The organism is Leucobacter sp. NPDC058333 (assembly GCF_042726155.1).
In the GTDB taxonomy this organism is placed as follows: Bacteria; Actinomycetota; Actinomycetes; order Actinomycetales; family Microbacteriaceae; genus Leucobacter.
Map to the genome: position 1 here is coordinate 577,783 of NZ_JBHXHV010000001.1, position 25,354 is coordinate 603,136.

24 protein-coding genes and 1 tRNA gene are annotated in these 25,354 nt (G+C 65.6%); 14 read left to right on the forward strand and 11 right to left on the reverse strand.

Annotated features, from left to right (window positions below; translation table 11 throughout):
* The first annotated feature begins 54 nt into the window (after window positions 1-54).
* Window positions 55-924, forward strand: a complete 870-nt coding sequence (locus tag ACFWHR_RS02605; protein ID WP_382446710.1) for a sugar phosphate isomerase/epimerase family protein — start codon at window positions 55-57, stop codon at window positions 922-924.
* Window positions 921-1,937 carry a sugar phosphate isomerase/epimerase family protein gene (locus ACFWHR_RS02610; RefSeq protein ID WP_382446711.1) on the forward strand — a complete coding sequence of 339 codons (1,017 nt, stop codon included), beginning with the start codon at window positions 921-923 and terminating at the stop codon, window positions 1,935-1,937. Before ACFWHR_RS02605 ends, ACFWHR_RS02610 begins: the two co-directional genes overlap by 4 nt.
* 129 nt (window positions 1,938-2,066) lie before the next feature.
* On the opposite strand, the gene ACFWHR_RS02615 is transcribed toward ACFWHR_RS02610, so the two are convergent.
* Window positions 2,067-2,687, reverse strand: a complete 621-nt coding sequence (locus tag ACFWHR_RS02615) for a TetR family transcriptional regulator (RefSeq protein ID WP_382446712.1) — start codon at window positions 2,685-2,687, stop codon at window positions 2,067-2,069.
* A 139-nt stretch (window positions 2,688-2,826) separates the two neighbouring features.
* On the opposite strand from ACFWHR_RS02615, the gene ACFWHR_RS02620 reads away from it, so the two are divergent.
* Together ACFWHR_RS02620 and ACFWHR_RS02625 are read left to right on the forward strand one after the other, a co-directional pair.
* The gene (locus ACFWHR_RS02620; protein WP_382446713.1) at window positions 2,827-4,275 is read left to right on the forward strand and encodes a purine-cytosine permease family protein; all 1,449 of its coding nucleotides are present in this window, start codon (window positions 2,827-2,829) and stop codon (window positions 4,273-4,275) included.
* A gap of 38 nt (window positions 4,276-4,313) precedes the next feature.
* Window positions 4,314-4,973, forward strand: coding sequence for a TrmH family RNA methyltransferase (locus ACFWHR_RS02625; protein ID WP_382446714.1), 660 nt, complete (start codon window positions 4,314-4,316; stop codon window positions 4,971-4,973).
* A 132-nt stretch (window positions 4,974-5,105) separates the two neighbouring features.
* Here ACFWHR_RS02625 and solA read toward each other — a convergent pair whose 3' ends face one another.
* The 3 genes from solA to ACFWHR_RS02640 all read right to left on the reverse strand — a co-directional run bounded on the left by solA (window position 5,106) and on the right by ACFWHR_RS02640 (window position 8,207).
* The gene (gene solA, locus ACFWHR_RS02630; protein WP_382446715.1) at window positions 5,106-6,290 is read right to left on the reverse strand and encodes an N-methyl-L-tryptophan oxidase; all 1,185 of its coding nucleotides are present in this window, start codon (window positions 6,288-6,290) and stop codon (window positions 5,106-5,108) included.
* Window positions 6,291-6,361: 71 nt separating this feature from the next.
* On the reverse strand, window positions 6,362-7,513 hold the full coding sequence (locus ACFWHR_RS02635) for a tyramine oxidase subunit B (RefSeq protein ID WP_382446716.1): 1,152 nt from the start codon (window positions 7,511-7,513) through the stop codon (window positions 6,362-6,364).
* 151 nt (window positions 7,514-7,664) lie between these two features.
* A complete protein-coding gene (locus tag ACFWHR_RS02640) occupies window positions 7,665-8,207 on the reverse strand; it encodes a TetR/AcrR family transcriptional regulator (RefSeq protein WP_382446717.1) in 543 nt (180 codons plus the stop codon).
* 140 nt (window positions 8,208-8,347) lie between these two features.
* On the opposite strand from ACFWHR_RS02640, the gene ACFWHR_RS02645 reads away from it, so the two are divergent.
* Both ACFWHR_RS02645 and ACFWHR_RS02650 read left to right on the forward strand, forming a co-directional pair.
* Window positions 8,348-9,955 carry a DNA-3-methyladenine glycosylase 2 family protein gene (locus ACFWHR_RS02645; protein WP_382446718.1) on the forward strand — a complete coding sequence of 536 codons (1,608 nt, stop codon included), beginning with the start codon at window positions 8,348-8,350 and terminating at the stop codon, window positions 9,953-9,955.
* Window positions 9,952-10,530: a methylated-DNA--[protein]-cysteine S-methyltransferase gene (locus ACFWHR_RS02650; protein ID WP_382446719.1), complete on the forward strand. Its 579-nt coding sequence runs from the start codon at window positions 9,952-9,954 to the stop codon at window positions 10,528-10,530. Before ACFWHR_RS02645 ends, ACFWHR_RS02650 begins: the two co-directional genes overlap by 4 nt.
* Before the next feature lie 16 nt (window positions 10,531-10,546).
* Here ACFWHR_RS02650 and ACFWHR_RS02655 read toward each other — a convergent pair whose 3' ends face one another.
* The 5 genes from ACFWHR_RS02655 to ACFWHR_RS02675 form a co-directional block, all read right to left on the reverse strand.
* Window positions 10,547-10,747 carry a hypothetical protein gene (locus ACFWHR_RS02655; protein ID WP_382446720.1) on the reverse strand — a complete coding sequence of 67 codons (201 nt, stop codon included), beginning with the start codon at window positions 10,745-10,747 and terminating at the stop codon, window positions 10,547-10,549.
* 192 nt (window positions 10,748-10,939) lie between these two features.
* On the reverse strand, window positions 10,940-11,353 hold the full coding sequence (locus ACFWHR_RS02660; RefSeq protein ID WP_382446721.1) for a protease inhibitor I42 family protein: 414 nt from the start codon (window positions 11,351-11,353) through the stop codon (window positions 10,940-10,942).
* A 133-nt stretch (window positions 11,354-11,486) separates the two neighbouring features.
* Window positions 11,487-11,654: a hypothetical protein gene (locus ACFWHR_RS02665; RefSeq protein WP_382446722.1), complete on the reverse strand. Its 168-nt coding sequence runs from the start codon at window positions 11,652-11,654 to the stop codon at window positions 11,487-11,489.
* A 208-nt stretch (window positions 11,655-11,862) separates the two neighbouring features.
* Window positions 11,863-11,933: transfer RNA gene (locus ACFWHR_RS02670), tRNA-Gly, on the reverse strand.
* 206 nt (window positions 11,934-12,139) lie between these two features.
* Window positions 12,140-13,396, reverse strand: coding sequence for a serine hydrolase domain-containing protein (locus tag ACFWHR_RS02675; protein ID WP_382446723.1), 1,257 nt, complete (start codon window positions 13,394-13,396; stop codon window positions 12,140-12,142).
* 118 nt (window positions 13,397-13,514) lie between these two features.
* Here ACFWHR_RS02675 and ACFWHR_RS02680 point away from each other — a divergent pair, with 118 nt between their 5' ends.
* A complete protein-coding gene (locus tag ACFWHR_RS02680) occupies window positions 13,515-14,573 on the forward strand; it encodes a biliverdin-producing heme oxygenase (RefSeq protein WP_382446724.1) in 1,059 nt (352 codons plus the stop codon).
* A gap of 140 nt (window positions 14,574-14,713) precedes the next feature.
* Here the strand turns inward: ACFWHR_RS02680 and ACFWHR_RS02685 are convergent, their stop codons facing one another.
* Both ACFWHR_RS02685 and ACFWHR_RS02690 read right to left on the reverse strand, forming a co-directional pair.
* Window positions 14,714-15,988: an ATP-dependent RecD-like DNA helicase gene (locus ACFWHR_RS02685; RefSeq protein WP_382446725.1), complete on the reverse strand. Its 1,275-nt coding sequence runs from the start codon at window positions 15,986-15,988 to the stop codon at window positions 14,714-14,716.
* A 9-nt stretch (window positions 15,989-15,997) separates the two neighbouring features.
* Window positions 15,998-17,320: an MFS transporter gene (locus ACFWHR_RS02690; RefSeq protein WP_382446726.1), complete on the reverse strand. Its 1,323-nt coding sequence runs from the start codon at window positions 17,318-17,320 to the stop codon at window positions 15,998-16,000.
* A gap of 230 nt (window positions 17,321-17,550) precedes the next feature.
* On the opposite strand from ACFWHR_RS02690, the gene dnaK reads away from it, so the two are divergent.
* From dnaK to ACFWHR_RS02725, 7 genes are all read left to right on the forward strand, one after another.
* Entirely contained in the window at window positions 17,551-19,401 is a 1,851-nt protein-coding gene (gene dnaK, locus ACFWHR_RS02695) for a molecular chaperone DnaK (RefSeq protein ID WP_382446727.1), read from the forward strand.
* Window positions 19,402-19,403: 2 nt separating this feature from the next.
* Window positions 19,404-20,000, forward strand: a complete 597-nt coding sequence (locus ACFWHR_RS02700) for a nucleotide exchange factor GrpE (protein ID WP_382446728.1) — start codon at window positions 19,404-19,406, stop codon at window positions 19,998-20,000.
* Window positions 19,993-20,949, forward strand: a complete 957-nt coding sequence (locus tag ACFWHR_RS02705) for a DnaJ C-terminal domain-containing protein (protein WP_382446729.1) — start codon at window positions 19,993-19,995, stop codon at window positions 20,947-20,949. The genes ACFWHR_RS02700 and ACFWHR_RS02705 overlap by 8 nt, the downstream gene beginning before the upstream one ends.
* An 88-nt stretch (window positions 20,950-21,037) precedes the next feature.
* Window positions 21,038-21,460 carry a heat shock protein transcriptional repressor HspR gene (locus ACFWHR_RS02710; RefSeq protein WP_382446730.1) on the forward strand — a complete coding sequence of 141 codons (423 nt, stop codon included), beginning with the start codon at window positions 21,038-21,040 and terminating at the stop codon, window positions 21,458-21,460.
* Window positions 21,461-21,480: 20 nt separating this feature from the next.
* Window positions 21,481-22,707 carry a class I SAM-dependent methyltransferase gene (locus ACFWHR_RS02715; RefSeq protein WP_382446731.1) on the forward strand — a complete coding sequence of 409 codons (1,227 nt, stop codon included), beginning with the start codon at window positions 21,481-21,483 and terminating at the stop codon, window positions 22,705-22,707.
* A gap of 63 nt (window positions 22,708-22,770) precedes the next feature.
* On the forward strand, window positions 22,771-24,069 hold the full coding sequence (locus tag ACFWHR_RS02720) for an MFS transporter (RefSeq protein WP_382446732.1): 1,299 nt from the start codon (window positions 22,771-22,773) through the stop codon (window positions 24,067-24,069).
* 95 nt (window positions 24,070-24,164) lie between these two features.
* The gene (locus ACFWHR_RS02725) at window positions 24,165-25,352 is read left to right on the forward strand and encodes a glycosyltransferase (protein WP_382446733.1); all 1,188 of its coding nucleotides are present in this window, start codon (window positions 24,165-24,167) and stop codon (window positions 25,350-25,352) included.
* Window positions 25,353-25,354 lie beyond the last annotated feature (2 nt).

Genomic DNA, 25,354 nt, shown 5'->3' on the forward strand with positions numbered 1-25,354 from the left:
CGGTGGCGGGATCCGCAATCTCGCCACCGCTCGAATGCGCACGAAGGGAGCACGATGCGCCGGACACTCGGTGTGAACACGTGGGTGTGGGCGTCCCCACTCGATGATGATGCGCTGCTGCGGATCGCTAAGCGCGCCCGCGGTATCGGCTACGAACTGCTCGAACTGCCCGTCGAGTCGCCGGGCGACTGGTCGCCGACGCTTGCCGCTGAGCGGCTCGGGGTGCTCGGCATGGGTGCGCGAGTCGTCGGGGCAATGGGCGCGGGCCGCGACCTGCTCGATGATGCGCTCTGCGCGTCGACGCAGGCGTACCTGCGCCACTGCGTCGACGTCGCAACCAGTGTCGGATCGCCCACCGTGGCTGGACCCTTCACCGCCCGCACCGGCAGGGTCTGGCGCATGAACGCAGCCGAGCGATCGGCCGCCGTCGCGAGACTGCGAGAGGCCCTGCGGCCCGTCGCGGCGTACGCTGCCGATCGCGGAGTGATGCTCGCGATCGAACCGCTCAACCGCTACGAGACGAGCCTCATCAACACGGTCGAGCAAGCGCTCGACGCGCTCGAGCCGCTGCTTGACGGCAACGGTGTCGGGCTCGCGCTCGATGCCTACCATCTGAACATTGAGGAGCGATCGCCCGCGTCTGCGATACGCGCCGCCGGTCGGCACCTTGCCGTCGTGCAGGTGTGCGGCAACGATCGCGGGCCCGCCGGGCCCGACCACACCGACTGGGACGCCTTTTTCGATGCACTCGACGACGCCGGATACTCGGGTGCGCTCACTCTTGAGAGCTTCACCGGTGACAACGACACGATCGCGACGGCCGCGTCCATCTGGCGTCCGCTCGCCGAGTCGCAAGACGAGCTTGCAAGCATCACCTACGATTTCCTCACGGACCTCCAGCTGCGAAGGAGCGGCACACCATGACTCACGACGCATCGCACCCAGTCACACTGTTCACCGGCCAGTGGGCTGACCTGCCCCTCGAAGAAGTTGCGCGACTCGCGGCGGAGTGGGGATACGACGGGCTTGAGATCGCTGCGTCGGGTGATCACCTTGATCTTGCGCGAGCCGAGGCTGACGACGCCTACTTGCAGTCTCGGCTCGACATTCTCGACCGGCACGGCCTCAGGGTGTGGGCCATCTCCAACCACCTCGCCGGTCAGGCCGTCTGCGACGATCCGATCGACTTCAGGCACCAGGCAATCGTGCGGCCTTACATCTGGGGCGATGGAGAGCCTGAAGGGGTGCGCCAGCGCGCGGCGGCCGATATGCAGCGCGCCGCTCGCGTCGCGCGCAAACTGGGTGCTGATGTCGTAACCGGATTCACTGGCTCGAAGATCTGGCCGTACGTCGCGATGTTTCCTCCCGTGCCAGAGTCGGTCATTGACGAGGGGTACGAAGACTTCGCGCGGCGCTGGGCGCCGATTCTTGAGGTGTTCGAGGGGGAGGGCGTGCGGTATGCCCACGAGGTGCACCCGTCTGAAATCGCGTACGACTACTGGACGACGGTGCGCGCGCTGGAGGCGATTGACCATCATCCTTCCTTCGGGCTGAACTGGGATCCGAGTCATCTCGTCTGGCAGGGCATCGACCCGATCGGCTTCATCGTCGACTTTGCGGACCGCATCTGCCACGTCGATTGCAAAGACACGCGACTGCGCCCACAGACCGGGCGATCCGGCATTCTCGGATCCCACCTGCCCTGGGGTGACCCCCGCCGCGGTTGGGACTTTGTGTCAACGGGCCACGGCGACATTCATTGGGAGGATGCGTTTCGCGCGCTCGCCAGTATTGGCTACGCGGGTCCGATCTCGATCGAGTGGGAGGATGCGGGCATGGACCGGCTGCACGGGGCTGCCGAGGCGGTCGACCGCATTCGCGCGCTCCTCTGGCGGCCCCCGACGTCCTCCTTCGACGCGGCCTTCTCCCACCATTAGCGCGCTCCCCGCGCCCCGCCCCGCGGCCCGCCCCGCGGCCCGCTCCGCGCCCGCCCCGCGGCCCGCTCCGCGCCCATCGCGAGCGGGGTAACTTGTGGTGGGTGTCGTCCACGCGACACGCCCCACAAGTTACCCCGCTCGGAGTTGTGCGACTGGGACGCCCGTCGCCCAAGCGGTCACGTCGGAAAGGAAGTGCGTGTAGGCGGGGTGCGTGAAGCTACCGAGATTATTCGCGTAGGCGCCGAGACCGTCGATCGCGATGAAGATTCTGACGCAGGCGGCAAGGGTGTCCGTGCATGTGAACTCATTGGCCGCAACGCCCTCGTTCAGCAGGGCAACCATTTCCTGGCGGTCGAGGCTTTCCTGCTGCACGACCGCAGAGGCAAGTTCGGGGCGAAACCGGGATAGATTCCGCGCATTCATCCAGAGCCGAGCGAGCTCCCAGGCGCTATCGCTTTCTAGGTGCGTAATCAGCGCGGCCAAACGCTCGGTCGGCGTACCCGTCGTCGCAAACAGCTGACGGGGCTCTCCCGCGATGGCGAGTTCGAACGCAGCAACGACGAGCGACTCGGCAGATGTGAAGTAGTGATGGATCAAACTCGGCTGCACGCCGAGCGGCTCGGCGACTGCCTTGAGGGTGACGCGCTCAAGACCGTCTGCCAGCGCGATGCGTGAGGCCTGACCGAGGATCTCAGCCCGACGCTGCGACGGCGATTTTCGAGTGCGGGGCACATCTCTGCTTGACAGCATGGGGCCAATTGTATTGGATGAACGCATAATAGGTTATTGAATATGCATTCAATAAGCGACTGATGCGTGCCGTGCGAGCTGTGCGTGCCGTGCGAGCCGTGCACCGAGGCCTGTGTATCGCTATAACGAAAGGATTTCGATGTCGAAATCGCACGACCAACGAGCTCTTGCGAAGCGGAGAGACACCGCGAATCAACCCGAGACCCGCGGAATTGATCTCGTTCCGGAGGCTGATCGACACGGACGAGCAAGAGACCTGTTTGCCGTCTGGGCTGCTCCGAACATCAGCGTGCTGAACTTCACGATCGGTGCCACGCTCACGCTGGTGCTCGGTCTTGAGATTTGGCAAGCGATCGTCATCATCGTTGCGGCGCAAATCTTGTGGGTGTTGCCCGGCGTCGTCGCGATCAGCGGACCCGCTGCGGGGACCTCTGGATCCGTGATCCAGCGGGCGATCTACGGTATTCGAGGCAATCGCTTCGTGATTGCGATCTACGGTTGGGCGATCTCAGGAGTGTTCTTGGCGCTGAACTGGGTCGCGTCATCGTTTATGGGGGCGGAATTGCTCGTTCGATGGGGATTCCCCGACCACACGGCCGCGCTTCTCATCGTGTCAGTCGTCGTTGCTTCTGTTACGGTGCTCGTGGCGGTGTACGGGCACGGCATGATCCTCCGCTCGTACGGAGTCGTGACCGTTTCGCTCCTCGTGATCTTTCTCGTCGTCACCGGGTACATCGCACCAAGCATTGACTGGGCGTATCGTCAACCCGAACCGGTGGCCGGGGCGGCGCTGTGGGCGAGCGCCTCGATAGGCTTTGCGATCCTCGCTTCGACACCGCTCTCGTATTCAAACAGTGCTGACCTGGCGCGCTACATGCCACGGAATACGGAGCCGCGAAGCATCATCGCGGCGACGGCGCTGGGTGGTGCGCTTCCGAGCTTGGTGTTCATTACGGTCGGTGCATTACTGGGCACCGTAATCTCCTCGGCGGAGATGACCGAGGGTATCGAATACGTGCTGTTTGACATGCTGCCCGCCTGGTTGGGCCCCGTATTCGTGCTCGGCGTGATCGTGAATACGGTCGCGCTCAACGCGATGACGACGTACACGGCGAGCATGGCGCTCCAATCCATCGGCGTGCCCATTCGGAGAGTCCCGTCGGCAATCGTCATTGGTGCGCTCGGCACGGTCTTTACCGTGGTGCTCGTGCTCTCGACCAGTTTGATAGGCGCCGTGAACCTGATGCTGCAATTCTTGATTGTGATTTCGGCGCCGACGATTGCCGTGTACGTCACCGACATCGTGCTGCGGCGCAATCGCTATCAGGGCGACGATCTATTTGATGAGCGACGCGGCTCAACATTTTGGTACCGGGGTGGCTATGGGTGGGCGGGGCTGAGCGCGGTATTGGCCGGTGGCTGCGCTGCGGCGCTGTTCATCTCCACCGACGTGTGGACGGGGCCGCTTGCGCGTGCGATCGGGGTGATTGACCTTTCAGCGCCTATAGGCATGACCGTCGCTATCGCAGTGTATGTTGCCGCCACTCATCGGAGTCGACGCGCGGGAGAGTGGGGGAAGGCAGGCTGAGGGGCGCCGGGGGCGCCGCAGCGTGGGAGAATCTTGTGGTGACTGACAGCGCGCCCGAGACCACGCCCACGCCCGAGCGTTCCACCTCCGGGGTGGGGCCCTGGCCGGGCGGACGAGACGCGTGGCCCACCGAGCCCCACTATGACGCTGAGCTGCTCGAACACGGCGACACACGCAACGTGGTCGATCGGTACCGATACTGGAATATGGCCGCGATCGTGGCTGATCTCGATGAGCATCGGCACCCGTTCCACGTTGCCATCGAGAATTGGCAGCACGACATGAACATCGGATCGATCGTGCGCAGCGCCAACGCCTTCGCGGCCGACACGGTGCACATCGTGGGCCGGCGCCGTTGGAACAAGCGGGGCGCAATGGTGACGGATCGCTACCAACACGTCGAGCACCGCGAGAATGTAGCCGCACTCGTTGAGTGGGCTCGTGCCGAAGGAATCCCGATTATCGCAATCGACAACGTTCCGGGCTGCGTGCCGATGGAAACGTTCGACTGGCCAGAGCGCTGCGTCATGCTCTTCGGCCAGGAGGGCCCGGGTCTCACCGCAGAGGCCATCGCGGCGGCTGAGGCGGTCGTGGAGATCACCCAGTACGGTTCCACCCGCTCGATCAACGCGTCAGCCGCCGCGGCAGTCTCGATGTACGCCTGGGTGCAGCAGCACTCGCCGCTCCGCCCGCGCTAGCGCGCTAACACCCCGCCGAACGCGAGGGTTCTCCGCGAGAACGATGGCTTTTTCGCGTGGAAACCCCTCGTGCTCGCCGCTAACCCTCGTGTTCAGCGGGGACAGGGCGGGGGCGCGCCGGCGCCCGCCCGCCTAGTGGCCGCCGCCCGTGTAGGGGCCCGTCACCTTGAGTCGGTCGAGGTGTGCGGTGAGCGCGAACCGCGGATCCCAGCCGGTCACCGCGTCGAGGTCGTCGCCCGCGGCAAGTTGCGCCGCCCACTCGCCGAGCTGCGGCGAAAACTTGAAGCCGTGCCCCGACAGGCCGGTGATGGTGACGACGCGTCCGCTCGCGTTGCGGTCAACGACCGGAAGCCGGTCGGGCGTGTAAGCGCAGTGGTGCACGCTCTGCCGCACGGGCTCGGGGTTGATCGAGGGGAAGAGTTCGGCGGCGCGCTGCCCGATCTTGATGAGTTCAGCGCGGGTGTGCGATTTCGGCACGTCGTCGACATCGCGAAACACCGGCCACTCGGGGTTCGTGCACGCCTTGAACGAGTAACCGTCGAAGCTCGGCGCCCCGAAGAAGTGCACCGGCCCGACGTCGCGCAAGAACGCAGGGAACCGCTCGGGCACGAACTGCTCGGGGTGCCGCGGCATGAACCACGTCAGACCGAGCACCTGCAGGCGCAGCAGGTCGTTGAGTTCGGGGGAGAGGCGGCTCGACCAGGATCCAGAAGCGACGACCACCGTTCGCGCCAGCCAGGCGCCCTGGGGTGTGCGCACCACGACGCCGTCGCCGCGCTCTTCGATCTCGAGCACTGGGGTGTTGAAGTGCAGCTCTGCACCGTTCGCTTCGGCCAGATCGAGTGCGGCCATCACGGCGACCTCGGGTCGCAGCCCGCCGCCGTGCTCGTCGAGCAGGCCGACGTCACCGTCGCCGATAGCGTGCTGGGGGTACTCGCGGCGCAGATCCTCGGTGCTCAGCAGGCGGTGCGGAATGCCGAACTGCTGCACCGTGCCGATCGCCGTGGCGAGATCCGGAAACCCCGCGGGCGCAATGCTCAGGCACCCCACCTCCGCGTAGATATCGCGGCCCGACTCCCGCTCGAGTTCACGCCACAGTGCCCGCGAGCGCTGAATCATGCCAACGTAGGTGCCGCCCTCGTGCACCGCGGTGCGGAAGACGCGCGACTCTCCTGCGTAGGAACCGTGCGAGTGCACGCGTCCGTACTGCTCGATGCCGACGACCTTCAGGCCCTCGCGCTTGCTGAGCTGCCAGAGAGCCATCGAGCCAACAGTGCCGGCTCCGATGACGATCACGTCGGTGTGCTGCAGATTCATCAGTCCTCAATCTCGAATTGTTCGTGTGGAATACCGCATACCCGCGCGCCAGAGCACGAGGACCGCAGCACCTAGGCCAGCGCCGGAGTATCCCAGAGGTTCAATTTGGTGCCGATCCCGTCGCGTACCGCGTTGCGGTACACCTGCGTCGCCCAGGCGACATCCTCGACCGGCATGCCGCCGACCGAGTAGATGAAGACCTCGTCGTCGTGCTGCCGCCCGGGCGTCACGCCGCGAATGATCTCGCCCACGTCCTCGAACTGCGCGGGCGTCATGCGCCCCTCGCGCACCCGGTCGACGAGATGAATGCCCCAGATGCCCACGATCTCGTGGGCTGGCTCGGGGAGTTCTTCGGCCCAGGCTTGGTAGATCTTGCGGGCGTCGGCGACGTGTCGAGAGCGCTGCACGAGCGATTCCTCGACGGCGAGGTGCGCCGAGCAGCAGATGAACGCGCCGGGCTTCACCCACTCGTCGCGCACGAGCGGGTAGTGCTCTGATCCGGCCTTGCTCGGCACGGCGATGCTGACGATGTCGGATCCGCGCACCGCGTTCTCGAAGCTGTCGACCTGCTCGATCGTGAGCTGCGGGAAGCGCTCGGCCGCCCAGGTGATGAACGTGTCGATGCCGCCCTGGCTGCGCCCGAAGACGCGTACGGTGTCGATGCCGGGGCGCACGGCGAGAAACGATTCGAGCGAGGTGCGATTCATCGGGCCCGGGCCGACGATCCCGACCACGCGTGCGTCTTCGCGAGCGAGGTAGCGTGCGCCGACGCCGGGGATCGCGCCCGTGCGGTACGCGCTCAGGAGGTTGGCCGACATGATGGCGAGCGGGGCGCCCGTGTCTTTGTCGCTGAGTGTGAACATCAGGATCGAGCGTGGCAATCCGCGCTCTTTGTTCGCGACGTTCGAGCCGTACCATTTGCAGCCGGCGGTCTGGTAGTCACCACCGAGATAGGCGGGCATCGCCATGAAGCGACGGTCGGGGCCGTCGACCGGCATGCCGGGGAACGTCTCTTCCTCGGGAAAGAAGATCTGTGCGCCGTGCGAATTGTTCTCGGTGCCCGCCATCCGGTAGTCGCCAGCGGCGAAGAGGCCGAGCATGTCTGCCATCGTGTCGACGCACGCGGGCATGTCGGTGACGCCGGCGCGAATCATGTCGGGTTCGCTGAGGTACAGGAAGTCAATGCGGGTATCGCTGGCGGATGCCTCTGAGGTCTGCGGCACGTCGGTGTGTCCCTTCGATCGTTCCCGGCGGCGACGCCGGTCGGGTCCGCTTGCCGGGATCCGATTCGGTAGCGTCAGCCTAGGACTATCCATATGGATAGTCAAGGGCGTAATTTCACGCCAGCGGTGCCGGATCGCCAGGCTGCCGTGCTCAGTGCTGCGTCTGGGCCTGTGCCACGAGTGCGCGAACGCGTGCAAGCGCGGGTTCTACGCTTTCGGGGAGCACGAGTTGCTTAAAGACGATGCCGTCGAGGGTGAACCAGATCAGTTCGGTGAGTTCGGCATCATCGACCCCGAGCCGCGCGAGTTGGCGCGAAATCGCCTCGCGGTACGCGAGATAGTGGCGTTCGGCGAGCGGGCGCAGTTCGGGGCGACGCCGCGATTCGAGCAGCAACTCGTACTGAAAGGCCTGCGTGCCGCTCTCGCGATCGGCGAGGGATTCAATTCCAGCGGCAAATGTGTCGGCCGTCAGCCCCTCCTCGACCATGTTCGAGCCTCGGAGGCTCTCGTCGATGGCATACTCCATGGCTTCCGCGACGAGTTGATCGCGCGTACCGAAATGGTGGCGCACGAGCCCGTGGGAGACGCCGGCTTCGGCGGCAACGGCGCGATACGTGAGCGCGCGCAGGCCGCCGGACGCGACAACAACGACCGTCGCCCGCAGCAGCGCTTCGCGCCCGGATACGTCTTTCATGGTGTCGAGCGTATCGGTTGATGCCATCGGCTTCCGGCAGACGAACTGGTCTCTTCGCGTGCGCTGACCGCGTCTCGCGTGGACACCGCGATGTCCGATTTCCGCGTGTGTCCACAGCCACCGCCCGCGAGAATAGTCACGTGCCCACTACGACCCCCGCCCTCCCGCTCGACTTCGACGCGTGCTACCGAGCCGCCTCGGGGCGGGATGCGCGCTGGGACGGGCGCATCTATCTCGGCGTGACAAGCACCGGTATTTACTGCCGTCCGTCGTGCCCGGCGAGAAAGCCGACGCCCGCGAATTGCCGCTTCTTTCCGAGCGCCGCCGCGTGTGTCGCCGCGGGCTTCCGCGCGTGCAAACGGTGCCGCCCCGAAGCCGTGCCCGGAACGCGTGATTGGGATGCGCGCGGTGACCTCGTGGCGCGGGCCGTGCGGCGCATTCGCGATGGAGCGATTGACGCGGTCGGGGTGAGTGGGCTCGCGCAAGAGCTCGCGGTCAGCGAGCGGCACCTGCGGCGCATGCTGATCGACGAGGTTGGCGCCGGTCCGCTGCAGCTCGCTCGCACGCGGCGGGCTCACGCGGCTCGCGCTCTGATCGACGAAACCGATCTGTCGCTCGCCGACATTGCGTTTGCCGCCGGATTCGGCAGCGTGCGACAGTTCGGCGACACGATGCGCGAGGAGTTCGGCGTCGCGCCGTCACAATTGTCTCGGCGTGCGCGAGCTGCATCGCTTGCTTCCCCAACTTCCGCCGCGAGCCATGACGCGTTGGGGCCGGTGTCTGACGAGCGCCCGACGCTGTCGCTGCGGCTGCGCACCCGCGCGCCGTTCGACGGGGCGGCCCTACACGCGTCGCTCGTCGCGCACGCCGTGCCGGGCCGAGACGTGATTCACGCCGACGGCACGACCGAGCACGCGATTGATGTCGCCGGAGGCACCGCTGTAGCGCGTGTGCACTGGCCAGAGGTGCCGGGCGGCGAACGGAACGGGTCGCTCTCGTCCGGGGAGCGGGCCCTAGCGGGTGCCGCGATCGGCGTACCCGTCTCGATCACGCTGCCCAGGCTTGCCGACGCCATGCCCGCGATTCGCACCGTGCGCCGCATGCTCGATCTCGATGCCGACCCCGGCCAGATCGCGGAGGCGCTGAGTTTCGATCCTCGTCTCGCGCCGCTCGTACAGGGCCGCCCGGGCCTCCGATTGCCCGCGGCACGCGAGCCGCGAGAATCAGCGCTTGGCACGGTGCTCGGGCAGCAGGTATCGCTTGCGGCGGCGCGCACGCTGCAGGGCAGGCTCGCAGAGCGGTTCGCGACGATGCCGGTCGCGCCATCAGCGGTCGCGCCGGGGTTCCACGGTGTGCTCGACGTGTCGGCGGTCGCTGCGCTGCCGGCGGCCGAGCTGCGCGAAATCTTACGGATCACCGGCAGTCGCTCCGAAACACTGCGCGCGCTCGCGCTGGCGATCGAGGCGGGCCTCGATTTGGGGTCGGGGGCGGATCGCGCCCGCACGCGTGCCGAGCTCGCCGACATCCGCGGAATCGGGCCGTGGACGGTCGAGATTATTGCGATGCGAGCGCTGGGGGATCCGGACGCGTACCCGGCGGGCGACCTGATCCTGCGCCGCGCGCTCGGCGATCCGGCCCCGAAGCAGGGCGAGCAGATTGCCGCGCCGTGGCGCCCGTACCGCGGGTATGCCACGCAGCATCTCTGGGCAGACTTTCTTGAAACCACTGCACGAAAGGGAGCATTATGACTTCGAATTTGGCTCCGGACTTGGCACCGCTGAATCGCACGGTCGTCGATATCGTTGGCGCCCCGTTCCATGCGATCTGGTCGCCGGAGGATGGCGCGATTCGCGCCGCTGGGTTCGCGACCGATGCCGACCCCGACGCGGACTCGCTGGCGGAGCGGCTGTTCCGCATCGATGCGGACGCGGCTGCGCGCGGTGTCGCCGAGTCCGTGCAGGGCGGCGATGGACCTGTCGCGGATGCGCTGCGCGCCTACGCTGGCGGGCAGCTTGACGCGATCGACGCATTGGCCGTGCGGCAACCCGAGACGCCGTTTCGAGGTGAGGTGTGGCGTGCCCTGCGTCGCGTCGATGCCGGACGCGCGGTGACGTACACCGAGCTTGCCGGCCTCGCGGGGCGGGCGTCAGCGGTGCGGGCCGCGGCGTCAGGGTGCGCGAACAACCTCGTCGCCCTCGTGGTGCCGTGTCACCGCATCGTGCGCACGGACGGTGGACTCGGCGGGTACCTGTTTGGCGTTGACATTAAAGAGCGGCTGCTGCGCCACGAAGGTGCGTTGCCGGAGATGCTGTTCGCCGGGTAGTGCGGGTGCTGAGCGCTTAGGCTGGCGAGAACCGGTTGCGCAGTTCGGCAGCACGACGAATGTCGCCCTCGAGCGCTGCGGTCTGCTCGGAAGTGAGCGACCCATTCTTCTTGGCGGTGTCGAGTTTTTCGAGCCCGGCCTGCACCTCGTTGTCGAGTCCGTCGAGCACAACCTGCTGAATGCTCTGGGGAAGGCGCTGGAAGCTTGTCGTATCCATACTGACAAGGTACAAGGTGCGGGCCCATTCCGTCACATTGTCGCGGCGATTATTGTGCGTGTTGCGGCCCGATGGTGCCTCTTCGGTGGCTCAACGCCACTTCACCGCAGATTCAGCGCGGAATCAACACCGTTTCGACGGGTCGTCTGCCTCGTCTCAATTGCGCGGATGCGGCGCTACGGTTCCCCGAGGCTACGGCGCCTCCACAGTGACCGCGATCGTTGACGTTTTCTGCTCGGCCGGGTCGTCGGGAACGGCGCCCCGAAACTGATACTCGAACTGAATCTTCGTCATCCCGGACCCGACCGCGGCAAAATGGTACGTCAAATGACTCGGGCCGCCGACGCTGCCCTTCTCTCCGAGATACTCGGACTGCGCATCGGCCGGGCCCAGGACGGCGGGGTCGGGCTGCGCGACGACCACCCACTCTGATCCCACCGAGTGGTTGACCTCGCCGAAGTCGATAACGAGCTCTTCGCCCTGCGTGACGGTCACCTCGGACTGCGTAAACCCAATGGTTTCCGTCTTCGCGGCGCAACCGCTCACGCCGACCGAAATCAGGCCGACAACGGCTGCAACAAGTAACCCCGCGACGCGATTCTTCATGCGCCCACCCTAGTGCTCGCGCTGCCGCCCGCCGCTAGCGCCCTCTGGAGGTGACAAAAACTCCGCTTAAGACGGCGTTTTAGGCGGAGTTTCTGTCGCCTCCTCCCGCAGAGCAAGGTGGATGAGCCCGTGATCAGGGCTTCTTGATGCGCCCCTTGATCGTGCCGACGATCAGCGTTCCGAGGAAGAGAATGATCCCGATGACCGCGAGCCAGAGCAGTCCCTTGAAGACAAATCCAATGACCGAAAGGATCGCCCAGATCACGAGAAGAATAACGACGACTGTCCATAAGTTCCTCATGGAACACATCGTATGTGTGTGCGGTGCGAGGTGACACCCCTTGCGCCTGAATCCCAAGCCGTGCTGGCGAGCGTACGCATACTGCCCGAATCAGGGAGAACTGGCGCCATTTGCGTACGTTCGAAGGCCCAGGTAGCACGCGACGCAGCCCAAGGCTGTCTTGGGAAACAAAGAACGGGCCTTCTCGTGGAGGAAAAGGCCCGTTCAGAGGGGATGACGGGAATCGAACCCGCGCTATCAGCTTGGGAAGCTGAAGTTCTACCATTGAACTACATCCCCGCGTGAGGATCACTGCGATCCCGACCCATCTACCGTAGCAGAGATGACCGCCTCGCCCGCCTCAGCCCACCCCCGCGGCGACAGAAACTCCGCCTAAAACGCGCTGAGAGGCGGAGTTTTCGTCGCCTCCAAAGGAGCCGAGAGGGCCTGGCCCGGGAGCCGGGGAGGAGCCCGGGAGCCCGGGAGCCGGGGAGGGGCCGGGCCGGCTACTGGCAGACGGCGAACTTCGCCAGCTTGGCGGCCTGGTCGTCTGCGGTCCAGCCGAGCTCGGGGGCGACACCCTGAGCCTGCGCGAGCGAGGCGAGCTGGTAGGCGAGCGCTTTCGCAAACTTCGCGCCGGCCGACGAGTTGTTCAGCGACACGACCACTGAGAAGCCACTGTCAGGATCGGAGTAGGCGGCGGTGATGGTGCCCGTGATCGCGCCGGAGCGACCGTACAGCGGGCCCTCCTTCTCGACGCCGAAGCCCCACTGACGGCCGTCTTCCGACACCTCGGAGGTCGGCTCACCATTTTCGTCGCGTTCCGGGTTTGCTACCGGGGCCGTCTTCGTGACGACGTCGGCGTTCTTGCCACCGAACGTGCCGCCGAGGTAGCTGTCGTAGAAGTTCTTGAGGTCGGTGGCGGTGGTCACTGTTGCGCCAGCGCCACCCAGCATCGACGGCGAAACCTCTGCGATCTTCATGGGCTCCGCGTCGCACACGGCCTTTCCGCCACTCGACGGGTAAGCCAACCCCGCGAGTGTTGTGCCCGACACCGTCGTGCTGTCCATGCTCGGGAAGTAGCTTGAGCCCATCTTGGCATCCGAGAAGACGTGCTCGTTCAGCAGGTCGGGAATCTCTTCGCCGGTCTTCACTTTCAGTGCACGCGCGAGCAGCACGGCGTTCGTATCCGACTGGTGAAAGTCGAGCCCGGGCCACGACTCGGGCGACTTCGAGAGGCCCTGTGCGATGAGTTCCTGCTCGGCCCAGGGTCGAGTCGGGTTATTCGCGAAAATATCGTTGTACGCGCCCTTGTAATCAGCGATTCCGGAGCGCATCTCGCACAGCTGACGGTACGTGACGTCTTCGATATCTGACTGGCGCGTGAGGTCGTCAGAGACCTTGCCATCGAGCTTGATTGTGCCATCAGCCGCGAGGTCGAGCACCAGCGCGCACATCACCGGCTGCGTCGCCTGAGCGCCGCGAATGCGTGCAGATCCATCGATGCCGCTGTCGCCGTATCCGCGCAGGTACTCGCTCCCGTCGTTACCCCACACGCCGACGACCGCTTCGGTCGAGCCGCTCTGCTTCATCGCTGTGGCGACCGCGTCGTCGATGCTGTTCGCGAGGCCAGCGTCGACGGTGTTGACGTCGGCGTTACTGCCCGTCGAACCTCCGCCGGAGCACGCTGTCAACCCGAGGGTCGCAGCGACAAGGGCCCCAACAACCAGCAGGCGGGTGCGAGGAGCAAAGCGCGGAATCAAATTCAGCCGCCAATCTCGGAGGTGAAACGGACACAGAACACCGGGAGTCTACTGTGTGCAACTGAGAAGATGGCCGACAGATGAAGTAAAGTGAGGCAACCCTTACTAGACTAGAGCGGTGACGATTTTTGCGGATGACGTGATCTCGGGTGTGACCCGGCACATGAACGGTGACCATGCTGGCGATAATCTCCTGATCGCCCAGGCTTTCGGGTATCCCGAGGCAACGGAGAGCACGATGGTTGGCGTCACTGACGCCGCTGGTCAGTGGCGCGTGACTGACCCCGCGGGTGAGCACGAGCTGTCAGTGTCGTGGCCAAACGGTCCGATCTCTGAGCGCCCGCAGATCCGCAGCGCGGTCGTCGAGCTGTATCAGGCAGCCTGCGCGAAACTGGGTGTCCCAGCTCGCGAGGAACACCAGGCGCCAACAGCAGCAACAACAGCACCGCACGGCGAACACGGCGCTCACGCCCACGCGCACGGCAAGCAGGCCGACGCCGCGCAGTCCGACGCCGCGCAAGGCACCGAAGACCGCCCGTTCTCGGTGGTCATTCGTGAGAGCTCGTGGTCGGATCACTCCGACAGCGAGGGCGCGACGTTCATGGAAGACATCATGCGCGGCAAGGGTTCGCTGCAGGACTACATCGACCTCGTCGCCCAGCACTTTTTCATGTACGAGGCGCTCGAAGCAGCGGCGGATCGGGTCGCAAGCGACCCCGACTTCTCCGGTTTCCACGCGCCCGCGCTCGTGCGGCTCCCCGCTCTCGAGGCTGACCTTGCGCACCTCATCGGCGCTGACTGGCGTGAGCGGATCGTTGCCGCACCCGCGACTGCCGCCTACGCCGCCCGTATCAGCGAGGTTGCCGCCGAGGGCTGGGTAGCTGGCGTCGTCGCGCACCACTACACGCGCTATCTTGGCGACCTGTCGGGTGGTCAGTACATCGCGAAGCGCGTGGCGAAGCAGCACGACCTGCCTAGCGCGGGCGTGGAATTCTACGACTTCACTGAGCTTGGGGATCTGGCCGAGTTTAAGAACCAGTACCGGGCCGCGCTCGATGTGCTTGGCACTCGTCTTGATGAGGCCGAGCGCGCACGCATGCTCGACGAGGTGCGCACCGCGTACGCATTCAACACGGCGGTGTTCCGCGACCTCGGCCAGGCAAAGCTCGCGGCGTAGCGCCCGCGCTTCGCTCTGTGGGCTGCCGCTGTGGCGGCACCAGTGACGAGCGAACAGGCTACGCCTGTTCTTCGCGTCCCTCGCCCCGCGCTTCGCTCTGTGGGCTGCCGCTGTGGCGGCACCAGTGACGAGCGAACAGGCTACGCCTGTTCTTCGCGTCCCTGCATAAATCTCACTACGTTCGGGTCTACGATCACGTCGCGGGGCTGGAGCGGGCGCTGGAGGTAGAGGCCGTCGAGCGAACGCACACGGCTCAGCGCGACGTAGGTCTGACCGGCGCTGAACGCGCGCGGCCCCAGATCGACGACGGCGGCGTCGTACGTGTGTCCCTGTGACTTGTGCACCGTGACTGCCCACGCGAGTCGCAGGGGGAACTGCTCGAACTCAGCGACGACCTCTTTCTCGAGCTTCTTTGTCTCTGCGTCGTACCGATAGCGGTACCGCTCCCAAACCATGGGCTCGACCTCGAACTCCTCGCGATCAACCTCGACCCAGACCGTCCCATCGACGCGCGACACCGTGCCGATGGTGCCGTTCACCCAGCGTCCATCGGAGTCGTTGCGCAGAAACATCACCTGCGCACCCGGTTTCAGTTCGAGCACCTCGTCGGCTGGGTACGTGTTCTCGCGAAACTCACCATTGATCTCGGCGACGGCGCGCAGCGAGGATCCCTGAATTTCGGCAAGCCGTTGAGCATTGAGCCGGTTGACGGTGGCGTTCGTTGTCGCGAGCGTGATGACGTCGCGGGGAGCGGGGCGCGCGCCGGCGGCGTTCAACTCGTTCGCCTGATCCTCGGCTACGACTCCGTGACGCACCGCGCCCAAGATCTGCTTGAAGCGATCGTCGCGCTGCCGGTGCACCTCAATGAGTTCGATGGTGGAGAGCGGAGTCGATGTCCAGACGTTCGCGTCGAAAAACCACAGCGAGCGGTACGTGTCAGCGAAATAGGCCCGCTCATGCGGGTCGCGCGGCGGCACCGGCGGCAGCTGATACGGATCGCCGAACATAATGATCTGCGCGCCGCCAAACGGGTCGTGCTTCTTGCCGCGGGCGAGACGCAGTGACCGATCGATGGCGTCCATCAGATCCGCCGAGACCATCGAGATCTCGTCGATCACGAGGGTGTCGATCGCGGCGAGCATTTTCTTGAGCTCGGCGGGCTGATCGAGGTCGTGATCCGCGATGATTCCCGTGGGGAGTCGCAGTAGCGAGTGAATCGTCTGCCCGCCCACATTCAACGCCGCGACGCCGGTCGGGGCACAGACCGCGATGATCTTGCTGGTGTTCCACGACAGGTGATTCAGGATCGTCGACTTGCCCGTGCCCGCACGACCCGTGATGAACAGGTGCTCGCGAGTGTGCTCGATCCGTTCATAGACGGCGAGCTGCTCGGCAGAAAGTTCGGGGCGGGCCACCTGAATAGGCTACTGCCCCTTCACCCGCACTGGCAGCAACAGCAGCAGCCCAATGAGCAACACGATTCCGATGCCGATGATGCCGAAGATGGTGGATCCGCCGATCGCGATCGCGATCGTGAAGCCCGCCGGGGCCAGGAACGAGACTGCGCGTCCCGTGGTGGCGTAGAGACCGAAAATTTCGCCCTCGCGCCCCGGCGGGATGAGGCGGGCGAGGAACGAGCGGCTCGCCGACTGCACCGGACCGACGAAGATGCAGAGCATCAGGCCGAACACCCAGAACACCCACGTTCCCGCGTCGTGCAGTGCGAACACGAGCATTGCGCAGATCACCATGAGCAGAATTGACGAAACCATCACGCGCTTCGCGCCCAGTCGGTCCTCGAAGAAACCGACGAGGATCGTCGCGAGGCCAGCAATCACGTTGGCGGCAATCGCGAATAGGATCACCGTCGTGTTGTCGAAACCGAAGCTGCGTGCCGCGATCACGCCACCGAACGTGAACACCCCAGCGAGACCGTCGCGGAAGACGGCGCTCGCGAAGAGGAAGTACAGCGTCTGCCGGGCGTCTCGCCAGAGTCCAGCGACGCTCCGGAACACGTCAAGATACGCGGTAAAGAACCAGTGGCTCGAATTCTTCGGGTGCGCCACGGCTTCGATTTCAGGGACCGCGAAGAAGACCGGGATCGCAAAGACCGCAAACCACACGCCCGACAGCAGCATGGCGATTCGCACATCCCAGGACCCCTCGGAGGTGACGCCGAACCAGCCGACATCGGGGAAGATGAAGCCGATCAGGATCAGGGCGAGGAGCACGATGCCGCCCAGGTACCCCATGCCCCAACCGACGCCAGAGATCTTGCCGACGTTTCGATTGTTCGCGATTTGACCGAGCATCGCGTTGTAGCTGACGCTCGCGAACTCGAACGCGACGTTGCCGATGGCGAGCAGCACGAGCCCGAAAATCAAGAACTGCTCGTCTGGTGCGACAAACACCATCAGCAGGGTGCACGCCACCACGATGGCTGTGTTGATCCCGAGCCAGGTCTTGCGGCGACCGGCTTGGTCGGTGAGCCGCCCGATCACGGGGGCGAAGAGCGCGACTACGATGCCGGCGACGAGTAGCGCCGTGCCCAATTCGGCCGAGACCTTTTCTTCGGGACCGAACGGCGCGCTAGTGATGTAGACGCTAAACACGAAGGTCGTGACGACCGCGTTGAACGAGGCTGAGCCCCAGTCCCAGAGTGACCACGCGAACACGGTTCGCTTCTTCACAGACTGGGGAGCTGCGGGGCCCGACGCAGCGGAAGCCGGCAGCACGTGCTCGCTCATAGCAACAGAGTAGTGGTCGGTTGCGCCCGCCAACCATTGAAATCTGAGAGTTGAGTGAGATCGACTCAAGTTTTATCGACTGAGCTTGACGTTCGCCGAGGCTTTGGTAAACTTGAGTCCATCAGGCTCAAGATCAGTGTGAGCGGCGCTCAGTCGCCACCGCGTGATCGAGGGTTCAGGCTCAGGGCAGGCACACCGTCGGCCCGATTCATTCGACAGAAGGAGTGCATATGTCACGCGCAGTAGGCATCGACCTCGGTACCACCAACTCAGTAGTCGCCGTTCTTGAGGGCGGCGAGCCCAGCGTTATTGCAAACGCTGAGGGTCTTCGCACGACCCCCTCGATCGTTGCGTTCACGAAAGACGGAGAGGTGCTCGTCGGCGAGACCGCGAAGCGCCAGGCCGTCACCAACGTCGACCGAACGCTCTCCTCGGTGAAGCGCCACATGGGCACCGACTGGAAGACCGACGAGATCGACGGCAAGCGGTACACCGCGCAGGAGATTAGCGCCCGCACGCTCATGAAGCTGAAGCGCGACGCTGAGACCTACCTCGGTGACAAGGTCACCGACGCGGTTATCACCGTTCCCGCTTACTTCAACGACGCCGAACGTCAGGCGACGAAGGAGGCCGGCGAGATCGCGGGCCTCAACGTGCTCCGCATCATCAACGAGCCCACCGCTGCCGCACTCGCGTACGGGCTCGACAAGGGCAAAGAAGACGAGCTCATTCTCGTCTTCGACCTGGGTGGCGGCACGTTCGACGTCTCGCTGCTCGAGGTGGGCAAGGACGACGACTTCTCGACGATTCAGGTGCGCGCCACGGCCGGTGACAACCGCCTCGGTGGCGACGACTGGGATCAGCGCGTCGTGCAGTGGCTCATCACGCAGTTCAAGAACTCGACCGGTGTCGACGTCGCAAAGGACAAGATCGCCCTGCAGCGTCTGAAGGAAGCCGCAGAGCAGGCGAAGAAGGAGCTCTCGAACTCGATGAGCACCCAGATTCAGCTGCCCTACCTCTCGCTCACCGAGAACGGCCCGGCGAACCTCGATGAGACGCTGACCCGCGCCAAGTTCGAAGAGCTGACGAAGGATTTGCTCGAGCGCACCCGCAAGCCGTTCCAGGACGTCATTGCAGAGGCCGGCGTCGGGGTGTCTGACATCGCGCACGTCGTGCTCGTCGGTGGCTCGACCCGTATGCCCGCTGTGACCGAGCTCGTGAAGTCGCTGACCGGTGGCAAGGAGCCCAACAAGAGCGTCAACCCCGATGAGGTTGTCGCCGTGGGTGCCGCGCTGCAGGCCGGCGTGCTGAAGGGTGAGCGCAAGGACGTGCTGCTCATCGACGTCACCCCGCTGTCGCTCGGTATCGAGACCAAGGGTGGCATCATGACGAAGCTCATCGAGCGCAACACGGCGATCCCGACCAAGCGCAGTGAGACCTTCACGACCGCGGAAGACAACCAGCCCTCCGTGGCCATCCAGGTGTTCCAGGGCGAGCGCGAGTTCACCCGCGACAACAAGAACCTCGGCACGTTCGAGCTGACCGGCATCGCGCCGGCCCCGCGCGGCATCCCGCAGGTCGAGGTCACGTTCGACATTGATGCCAACGGCATCGTGCAGGTCTCGGCGAAAGACAAGGGCACCGGCAAGGAGCAGACCATCACCATCTCCGGTGGTTCGACGCTCTCGAAGGAAGACATCGAGCGCATGGTGCGCGAGGCTGAAGAGCACGCTGCTGAAGACAAGCAGCGTCGCGAGGCGGCCGAGGTGCGCAACAACGCCGAGCAGCTCGCCTACTCGACCGAGAAGCTCATCTCCGAGAACGAAGACAAGCTCCCGGAAGACGTGAAGACCGAGGTGCAGGGCGATCTTGACGAGCTGAAGTCGGCGCTCGCTGGCGAAGACGACGAGGCAGTGAAGACGGCCTCTGAGAAGCTCGGCCAGAGCCAGTCGAAGCTCGGCGAAGCGATCTACGCGGCCGCGCAGGCAGACGCCCCCACCGAGGGCGCCACTGAGGAATCGTCGAACGACGATGACGTGGTGGACGCCGAGGTTGTTGAGGACGACGAGGAGAAGAAGTAACCATGGCACACGAGGAACAGCGCACGCCCGGGGAAAACCCGAACGCTGACGAGGTTCCTGCTCAGGAGCCGGAGTCGAACGACTCCGGCTCCGTGCCCCAGCCCGACCTCACGGTCGACGACATCCTGGGTGCCGAGCAGAGCGAGGCGGCGGCCGAGGCCGGCGCGTCAGCGGACGATGCCAACAACCCGTACCTTGATGATCTGCGCCGACTGACCGCGGAATACGCGAACTACCGGAAGCGCACGGAGGCGAATGCCGCCATCGAAAAGCAGCGGGCAACCGCCGCGGCGGTGGCCCCCATGCTGACAGTGCTCGACGATCTCGATCGCGCGGAGAAGCACGGTGACCTCACCGAGGGCACCCCCTTCGCGACGATCGCGCAGAAGATTCGCGGAACGTTTGAACGGATCGGCGTGCAGAGCTTCGGCGAGGTGGGAGAGAATTTCGACCCGCAGCTGCACGAGGCCATCGCACAGGTACCGGTTCCAGGCACCGAGCAGCACACCGTGCTCGACGTCATCGAGCGCGGGTATCGCATCGGCGAGGTCGAACTGCGCCCCGCCAAGGTAGCGGTGGCGGTGGGAGCGGATGGCTAGTCAGGATTGGCTCGATAAAGACTTCTACCAGCTGCTCGGCGTCTCGAAAGATGTCGGAGACGCCGAACTCAAGAAGACGTACCGCAAGCTCGCGCGCAAGTATCACCCGGATTCCAACCCGGGTGATGCCGTAGCAGAGGCGAAATTCAAGGAGATCAGCGAGGCCTACTCGGTGCTCTCTGACGCTGAACAGCGTGCTGAATACGATCAGATTCGCGCCATGGGCGCAGGCGGTGCTCGATTCACGTCGGGCGGCGGCGGCAACCAGGGCTTCGAAGATGTCTTTGGCGGAATGTTTGGCGGTGGAGGTGGGCGCAACACCCACTTCCAGTCGGGCGGCCCGCAGGGGTACGAAGACATCTTCGGCGGCATGTTTGGCGGCGGGGCACCCCGTGGCCCGCAGCGGGGACGTGACATCCAGGCAACGACGACGCTCGACTTCGAGACGGCGGTGCAGGGTAAGACCGTTACGCTGCAGGCATCAACCGGTTCGGTCAAGGTCAAGATTCCCGCGGGAGTCTCAGACGGACAGAAGATCAAGGTGCGCGGCAAGGGCGAGCAGAGCCCGAACGGCGGGCCAGCGGGCGACATCATTCTCACGGTCAGCGTGCGTAAGCACCCCGTCTTTGAGCGTGATGGCCAGAACCTGCGGCTGAAGCTGCCGGTGACCTTCTCGGAAGCGGCGCTCGGCGCCACAGTCGAGGTGCCGACACTCGGCGGGCCTCCGGTGAAGCTGAAGGTGCAGCCGGGTACCCCGAGCGGTCGCGTGCTGCGCGTCAAGGGTCGAGGCGTCTCCAGTGCCAAGGGCACCGGAGATCTCCTCGCCGAGGTGCAGATCGTAGTTCCCTCTCACCTCTCACCCGAGGCGGTCGAGGCGCTCGAAGCGTTCAAGGCAGTTGAACCACAAGAAAACCCGCGCGCAGATCTGCTGTCGCGGGCGAAGGGGTAACACCCACTGATTGTGCGGGGTGTGCGAGGGCGGCCGATGTGGCCGCCGCCGCACACCCCGCACACGCTCACGAAAGTAGGTCAGGATCATGGCGGATCCGCAGATGGATCGCTTCACGCCGGTCTTCGCGATCGCCGCGGCGGCCGAACTCGCTGAGATGCACCCCCAGACGCTGCGGCAATACGACCGCATCGGGCTCGTCTCACCTCAGCGCACGCGCGGCAATACGCGGCGCTACTCGCTGCACGACGTGGCTCGGCTGCGCGAGGTCGCGAGACTTTCTTCCGAGGGGCTCAGTCTCGCCGGAATTCGACGCGTCCTCGAACTTGAAGACGAGGTGCGCCAGCTTGAGGGTCGCGTGCGAGATCTCGAGCGCGCGCTCACTGAAGAACGGCTCCAGCGCCCCGATCGGCGCGTATTCGCGGCCGGTTCGGCCGGCGGCGAAGTCGTCACGCTGCGACGCGGCACGCGCCTGCGCCGCAACGCAGAAGTCGTCGTGTGGCAGCCGTAGGCGCCGGCGAAGGCGCAGGCATGAATATCGACGACCGGCTCAGCTCACTCTTCGCGCAGCTCACGCGCGATCCCGATTTCGACGCTGAAGAGCTGCAGGCGTACGACTCGGCTGACCAGCTCATCCTCCGCACCGCCGCGGAAGAACTCGCTGCACACCCGCTCGCTCCACCGCTCGCCGCCGGGCAGATCGTCGTCATCGGCGACCGCCACGGCGCGCTCACCCTGGGCGCGGCCACAACGCTCGTCGCTGACGTGGACGTGGACGTGGACGTGGACGTAGACGCAGAAGCCAGCAAGATTCGCGTCCACCAAGACCCACTGCTGGGGGAGCGCGCGCTCGCGCAGAACGCCGAACGCCTCGGACTCGCAGGCCGCTTCACGAATCACAAGCTTGACGCCGAGCTGTTGCGCGGTGCGCGCGTCGTGCTCGTGCAGTTGCCCCGGGGGCTGTCGCAGCTCGCGGAGGTCTCTGAGACGATCGCCCGGTGGGCAGATCCTGACGTGATCGTCTTCGCTGGCGGCCGTGTGAAACACATGACCAGATCAATGAATGAGGTGCTCGCGCGCGACTTCGAAAACGTCAGCGCGGGGCTCGGCTGGCGCAAATCGCGCGTGCTGCGGGCCGCCTCGCCCCGAACAGTGGTTCGACCGGATGGCGCCACGGCGCCCGCGGCGGCGTTCCCGAAGTGGGGCACTGACCGCGACCTCGACTTCTCGCTCGCGTCGTTCGGCGCAACGTTCGGCGGCCCGGTGCTCGATCACGGCAGTCGGCTGCTGCTGTCGACACTCGCCGGTTCTGACCGCTTGCCGCAGCGCATCGTCGATCTCGGCTGCGGCAATGGTGTGCTGGCGGTCGCAGCTGCCAAGCAGTTTCCCGAATCCCGGGTGATCGCAACCGATCACTCGATAGCGGCGGTCGCTGCGACGAAACTCACGGCGCAGGCGGCGGGAGCGGCGGATCGCATTGACGTCTACCGCGCCGACGCCCTGGAGGCGGTGCCTGCCGAGTGGGCCGATCTGATTCTGCTGAATCCGCCGTTTCACACCGGCGCGACCGTGCACGCGGGTGTGGGCCAGCGCTTGATTCGTGCGTGCCGACCGGCCCTCGCCCCCGGCGGTGAGCTGCGGCTCGTCTTCAACTCGCACTTGAATTACCGCTCCCTGATCGAGCGGGAGATTGGCCCCGTGCGCCAGCTCGCCCGCACCTCGACGTTCACGGTGCTCTCGGCGACACGGCGCGTGTAGCAGCGGCGACGGGCGCGGCCCGCACGGCTCGTCGGAGCCCCGCGCGGGAGTACATTGGAAACAATGACGAATTCGGCACCGGCGTTCCTGTGGCGGCTTGCCCCGAGCATTTACGGGCCGTCGATCCTCTTCTCGCTCGGTGAATACGCGATCCTGCCGCTCGTCGCCGTGATCGCGGTTGGCATGGGGGCGAGCATCGCCCTCGCCGGAGTCATCGCGTCGGCCGCCGTCGTCGGCCAGGTGCTCGGTAATCTGCCCGCAAGCTGGGTCGTCGCCCGCGCCGGTGAGCGCACCGCGATGCTGCTCGCCTCGGCGGTTGCCCTGCTCGGGTGCGTCGGGCTCGTGTTCGCGCCGAACCCCGCGCTGCTCGGCGTGGCCGTCCTCGTGATCGGTTTCGCCGGTGCCGCCTTCGGCCTCGCACGGCACTCGTTCATGACCAGCCGCGTGCCCGTGCATTTCCGGGCGCGTGCGCTGTCGCTGCTCGGCGGCACCAATCGACTCGGCCGGTTTGCCGGGCCTTTTCTTGCTGCGGCGCTGATCAGCGCGACGGGGAACCCTGAGGCTCCGGTCTGGGCGTTTGTCGCGTGCCTGGCGCTCACAGCAGCGCTGGTCGGGTGGGCGCCCGATCCCGAACGGATTGTTACCCAGTCTGCCGCGCAGCCAACGGAGCGCCCGGGCTCCCCCGACGCAGCGACGGCCGCCGCGACCGCGCCGCCCTCGGTGCCGGCCCCGGCGCCGAGGGCTAGCGTGATCGGCGCGGTGCGCGACGGCGGTGCGGCGCTGCTGCGCATCGGCGGCGCTTCCGCGATTCTGTCGGGCATGCGATCAATTCGCGACGTGTTGCTGCCGCTGTGGGGCGTTTCTATTGGGCTTGACGCAACGCAGGTGGCGCTGGTGGTGGGTATCTCCGGCACGGTCGATTTTGCGCTGTTCTACACGAGCGGCCAGGTGATGGACCGCTACGGTCGGCTCTGGGCGAGCCTGCCGGCGATGCTGGTGATGGCGGCGGGATTCCTGGTGCTTGCAGGCACGCACGACCTGCCGAGCGCTGGGGCCTGGTTACTGGCGGTCGCGATCATCGTCGGTCTCGGCAACGGGCTGTCGAGCGGTATCAATATGACGCTCGGCGCCGATCTTGCGCCTCCCGACCAACCGGCCCCGTTTCTCGCAGCCTGGCGCACTCTCACCGACTTCGGCGGCGCCGTCGCGCCGCTCGCAGTTTCGGGACTCGCCGTCGTGTCGCTGCCGTTTGCGAGCGTCGCGGCCGGGGTGCTCGCGCTCGCCGGAGCTGCGGGCTTCGGCCGCTGGATACCGCGGTATTTGCCGCACGTCGGCCGAGCGCGATCACGACCTGACAACTGATCAGTTTCGGAGCCGCGCTTTGTAGACTGTGAGCATCTGGTGCGCCACCCGCGCGCACGCTGTTCCCATCTCCGACCGAAGGACTCCCGCACACCGTGAGCACCACCGATCGCTCGGCACCACTGCGCATTTTGCAGGGCTGCGACACTTTTTATCCCGACGTCAACGGGGCCGCCCGCTTCGCAGAACGACTCTCCGCAGGGCTCGTGCAGCGCGGCCACGACGTGCACGTCGTCGCACCTTCCCTACGGATCAGCCAACACGGCACGTTCGTCGAAACCATCGAGGGTGAGCGGATGACCGTGCATCGGTGGCGCAGCTGGCGCTGGTATCCCCACGACTGGCTGCGATTCGTCGAGCCGTGGCGTGCCAGAGGCTACGCGCGCAAGTTGCTCGACCGCGTGCAACCAGACGTTATTCATCTGCAGTCGCACATTGTGGTCGGTCGAGCGCTCGCGATTGAGGGTTCGAAGCGCGGCATTCGCATCGTCGCGACGAATCACGTGATGCCTGAGAACGTGCTCGATTTCACGCTGCTACCCGAGCGGGCGAAGCGTGTGTTCGTGCGCTGGGGGTGGAACGCCGCCGACCGCGTGCTGCGCCTTGCGGCCGCTGTGACGACGCCCACGCGCCGCGCCGCCGACTTCTTGGAACGCAACACGCATCGGCGAGACGTGCGGCCAGTGAGCTGCGGGCTGCGGGCTTCTGATTACACCGCCGACCTGACTCCGCGCGCCACGAACAAGCTGGTGTTCGTCGGACGCGTGACGCTCGAGAAAGAGATCGACGTCATTCTGCGCGCGATTCCGCGCCTCGACCCGGCTCTCAATGTGACCTTCACCATCGTCGGTGACGGCGATCAGCGCAAGAATCTCGAGAAGCTGACCGAAGAGCTCGGCATCGCGGACCGCGTGGAGTTCACCGGCCGCGTCACTGACACAGAACTGCGGGCGCATCTGACGAGCGCGAGCGTGTTCACCATCGCGTCGATTGCCGAGCTGCAGTCGATCGCGACCATGGAGGCAATGGCCTCGGGGCTGCCAATCATCGCCGCGAACGCGATGGCGCTGCCTCACCTCGTGCACCACGGCGAAAACGGCTTCCTGTTTCAGCCGGGCAACGACCGCGAGCTCGCGAGTCGCATTACGCGCGTGCTGCAGATGCCGCCGGAGGAGTACCTGCGCATGCAGCAGGCGTCGCTTGAGGCCGTGCAGGTGCACGATATCGATCGCACGCTCGACACGTTCGAAGAGCTGTACCGCGGCGACGTCGACCCGAGCTGATC

What these genes read in the sequence shown, in the direction of transcription:
- solA (WP_382446715.1), bottom strand. Translation starts at nt 6,290, where the DNA reads ATGAATCTGCAGCACACCGACGTGATCGTCATCGGAGCCGGCACTGTT.
- ACFWHR_RS02710 (WP_382446730.1), top strand. Translation starts at nt 21,038, where the DNA reads ATGGCGGATCCGCAGATGGATCGCTTCACGCCGGTCTTCGCGATCGCC.
- ACFWHR_RS02705 (WP_382446729.1), top strand. Translation starts at nt 19,993, where the DNA reads ATGGCTAGTCAGGATTGGCTCGATAAAGACTTCTACCAGCTGCTCGGC.
- ACFWHR_RS02650 (WP_382446719.1), top strand. Translation starts at nt 9,952, where the DNA reads ATGACTTCGAATTTGGCTCCGGACTTGGCACCGCTGAATCGCACGGTC.
- ACFWHR_RS02715 (WP_382446731.1), top strand. Translation starts at nt 21,481, where the DNA reads ATGAATATCGACGACCGGCTCAGCTCACTCTTCGCGCAGCTCACGCGC.
- dnaK (WP_382446727.1), top strand. Translation starts at nt 17,551, where the DNA reads ATGTCACGCGCAGTAGGCATCGACCTCGGTACCACCAACTCAGTAGTC.
- ACFWHR_RS02615 (WP_382446712.1), bottom strand. Translation starts at nt 2,687, where the DNA reads ATGCTGTCAAGCAGAGATGTGCCCCGCACTCGAAAATCGCCGTCGCAG.
- ACFWHR_RS02700 (WP_382446728.1), top strand. Translation starts at nt 19,404, where the DNA reads ATGGCACACGAGGAACAGCGCACGCCCGGGGAAAACCCGAACGCTGAC.
- ACFWHR_RS02720 (WP_382446732.1), top strand. Translation starts at nt 22,771, where the DNA reads ATGACGAATTCGGCACCGGCGTTCCTGTGGCGGCTTGCCCCGAGCATT.
- ACFWHR_RS02690 (WP_382446726.1), bottom strand. Translation starts at nt 17,320, where the DNA reads ATGAGCGAGCACGTGCTGCCGGCTTCCGCTGCGTCGGGCCCCGCAGCT.
- ACFWHR_RS02660 (WP_382446721.1), bottom strand. Translation starts at nt 11,353, where the DNA reads ATGAAGAATCGCGTCGCGGGGTTACTTGTTGCAGCCGTTGTCGGCCTG.
- ACFWHR_RS02640 (WP_382446717.1), bottom strand. Translation starts at nt 8,207, where the DNA reads ATGAAAGACGTATCCGGGCGCGAAGCGCTGCTGCGGGCGACGGTCGTT.
- ACFWHR_RS02605 (WP_382446710.1), top strand. Translation starts at nt 55, where the DNA reads ATGCGCCGGACACTCGGTGTGAACACGTGGGTGTGGGCGTCCCCACTC.
- ACFWHR_RS02610 (WP_382446711.1), top strand. Translation starts at nt 921, where the DNA reads ATGACTCACGACGCATCGCACCCAGTCACACTGTTCACCGGCCAGTGG.
- ACFWHR_RS02655 (WP_382446720.1), bottom strand. Translation starts at nt 10,747, where the DNA reads ATGGATACGACAAGCTTCCAGCGCCTTCCCCAGAGCATTCAGCAGGTT.
- ACFWHR_RS02665 (WP_382446722.1), bottom strand. Translation starts at nt 11,654, where the DNA reads ATGAGGAACTTATGGACAGTCGTCGTTATTCTTCTCGTGATCTGGGCG.
- ACFWHR_RS02620 (WP_382446713.1), top strand. Translation starts at nt 2,827, where the DNA reads ATGTCGAAATCGCACGACCAACGAGCTCTTGCGAAGCGGAGAGACACC.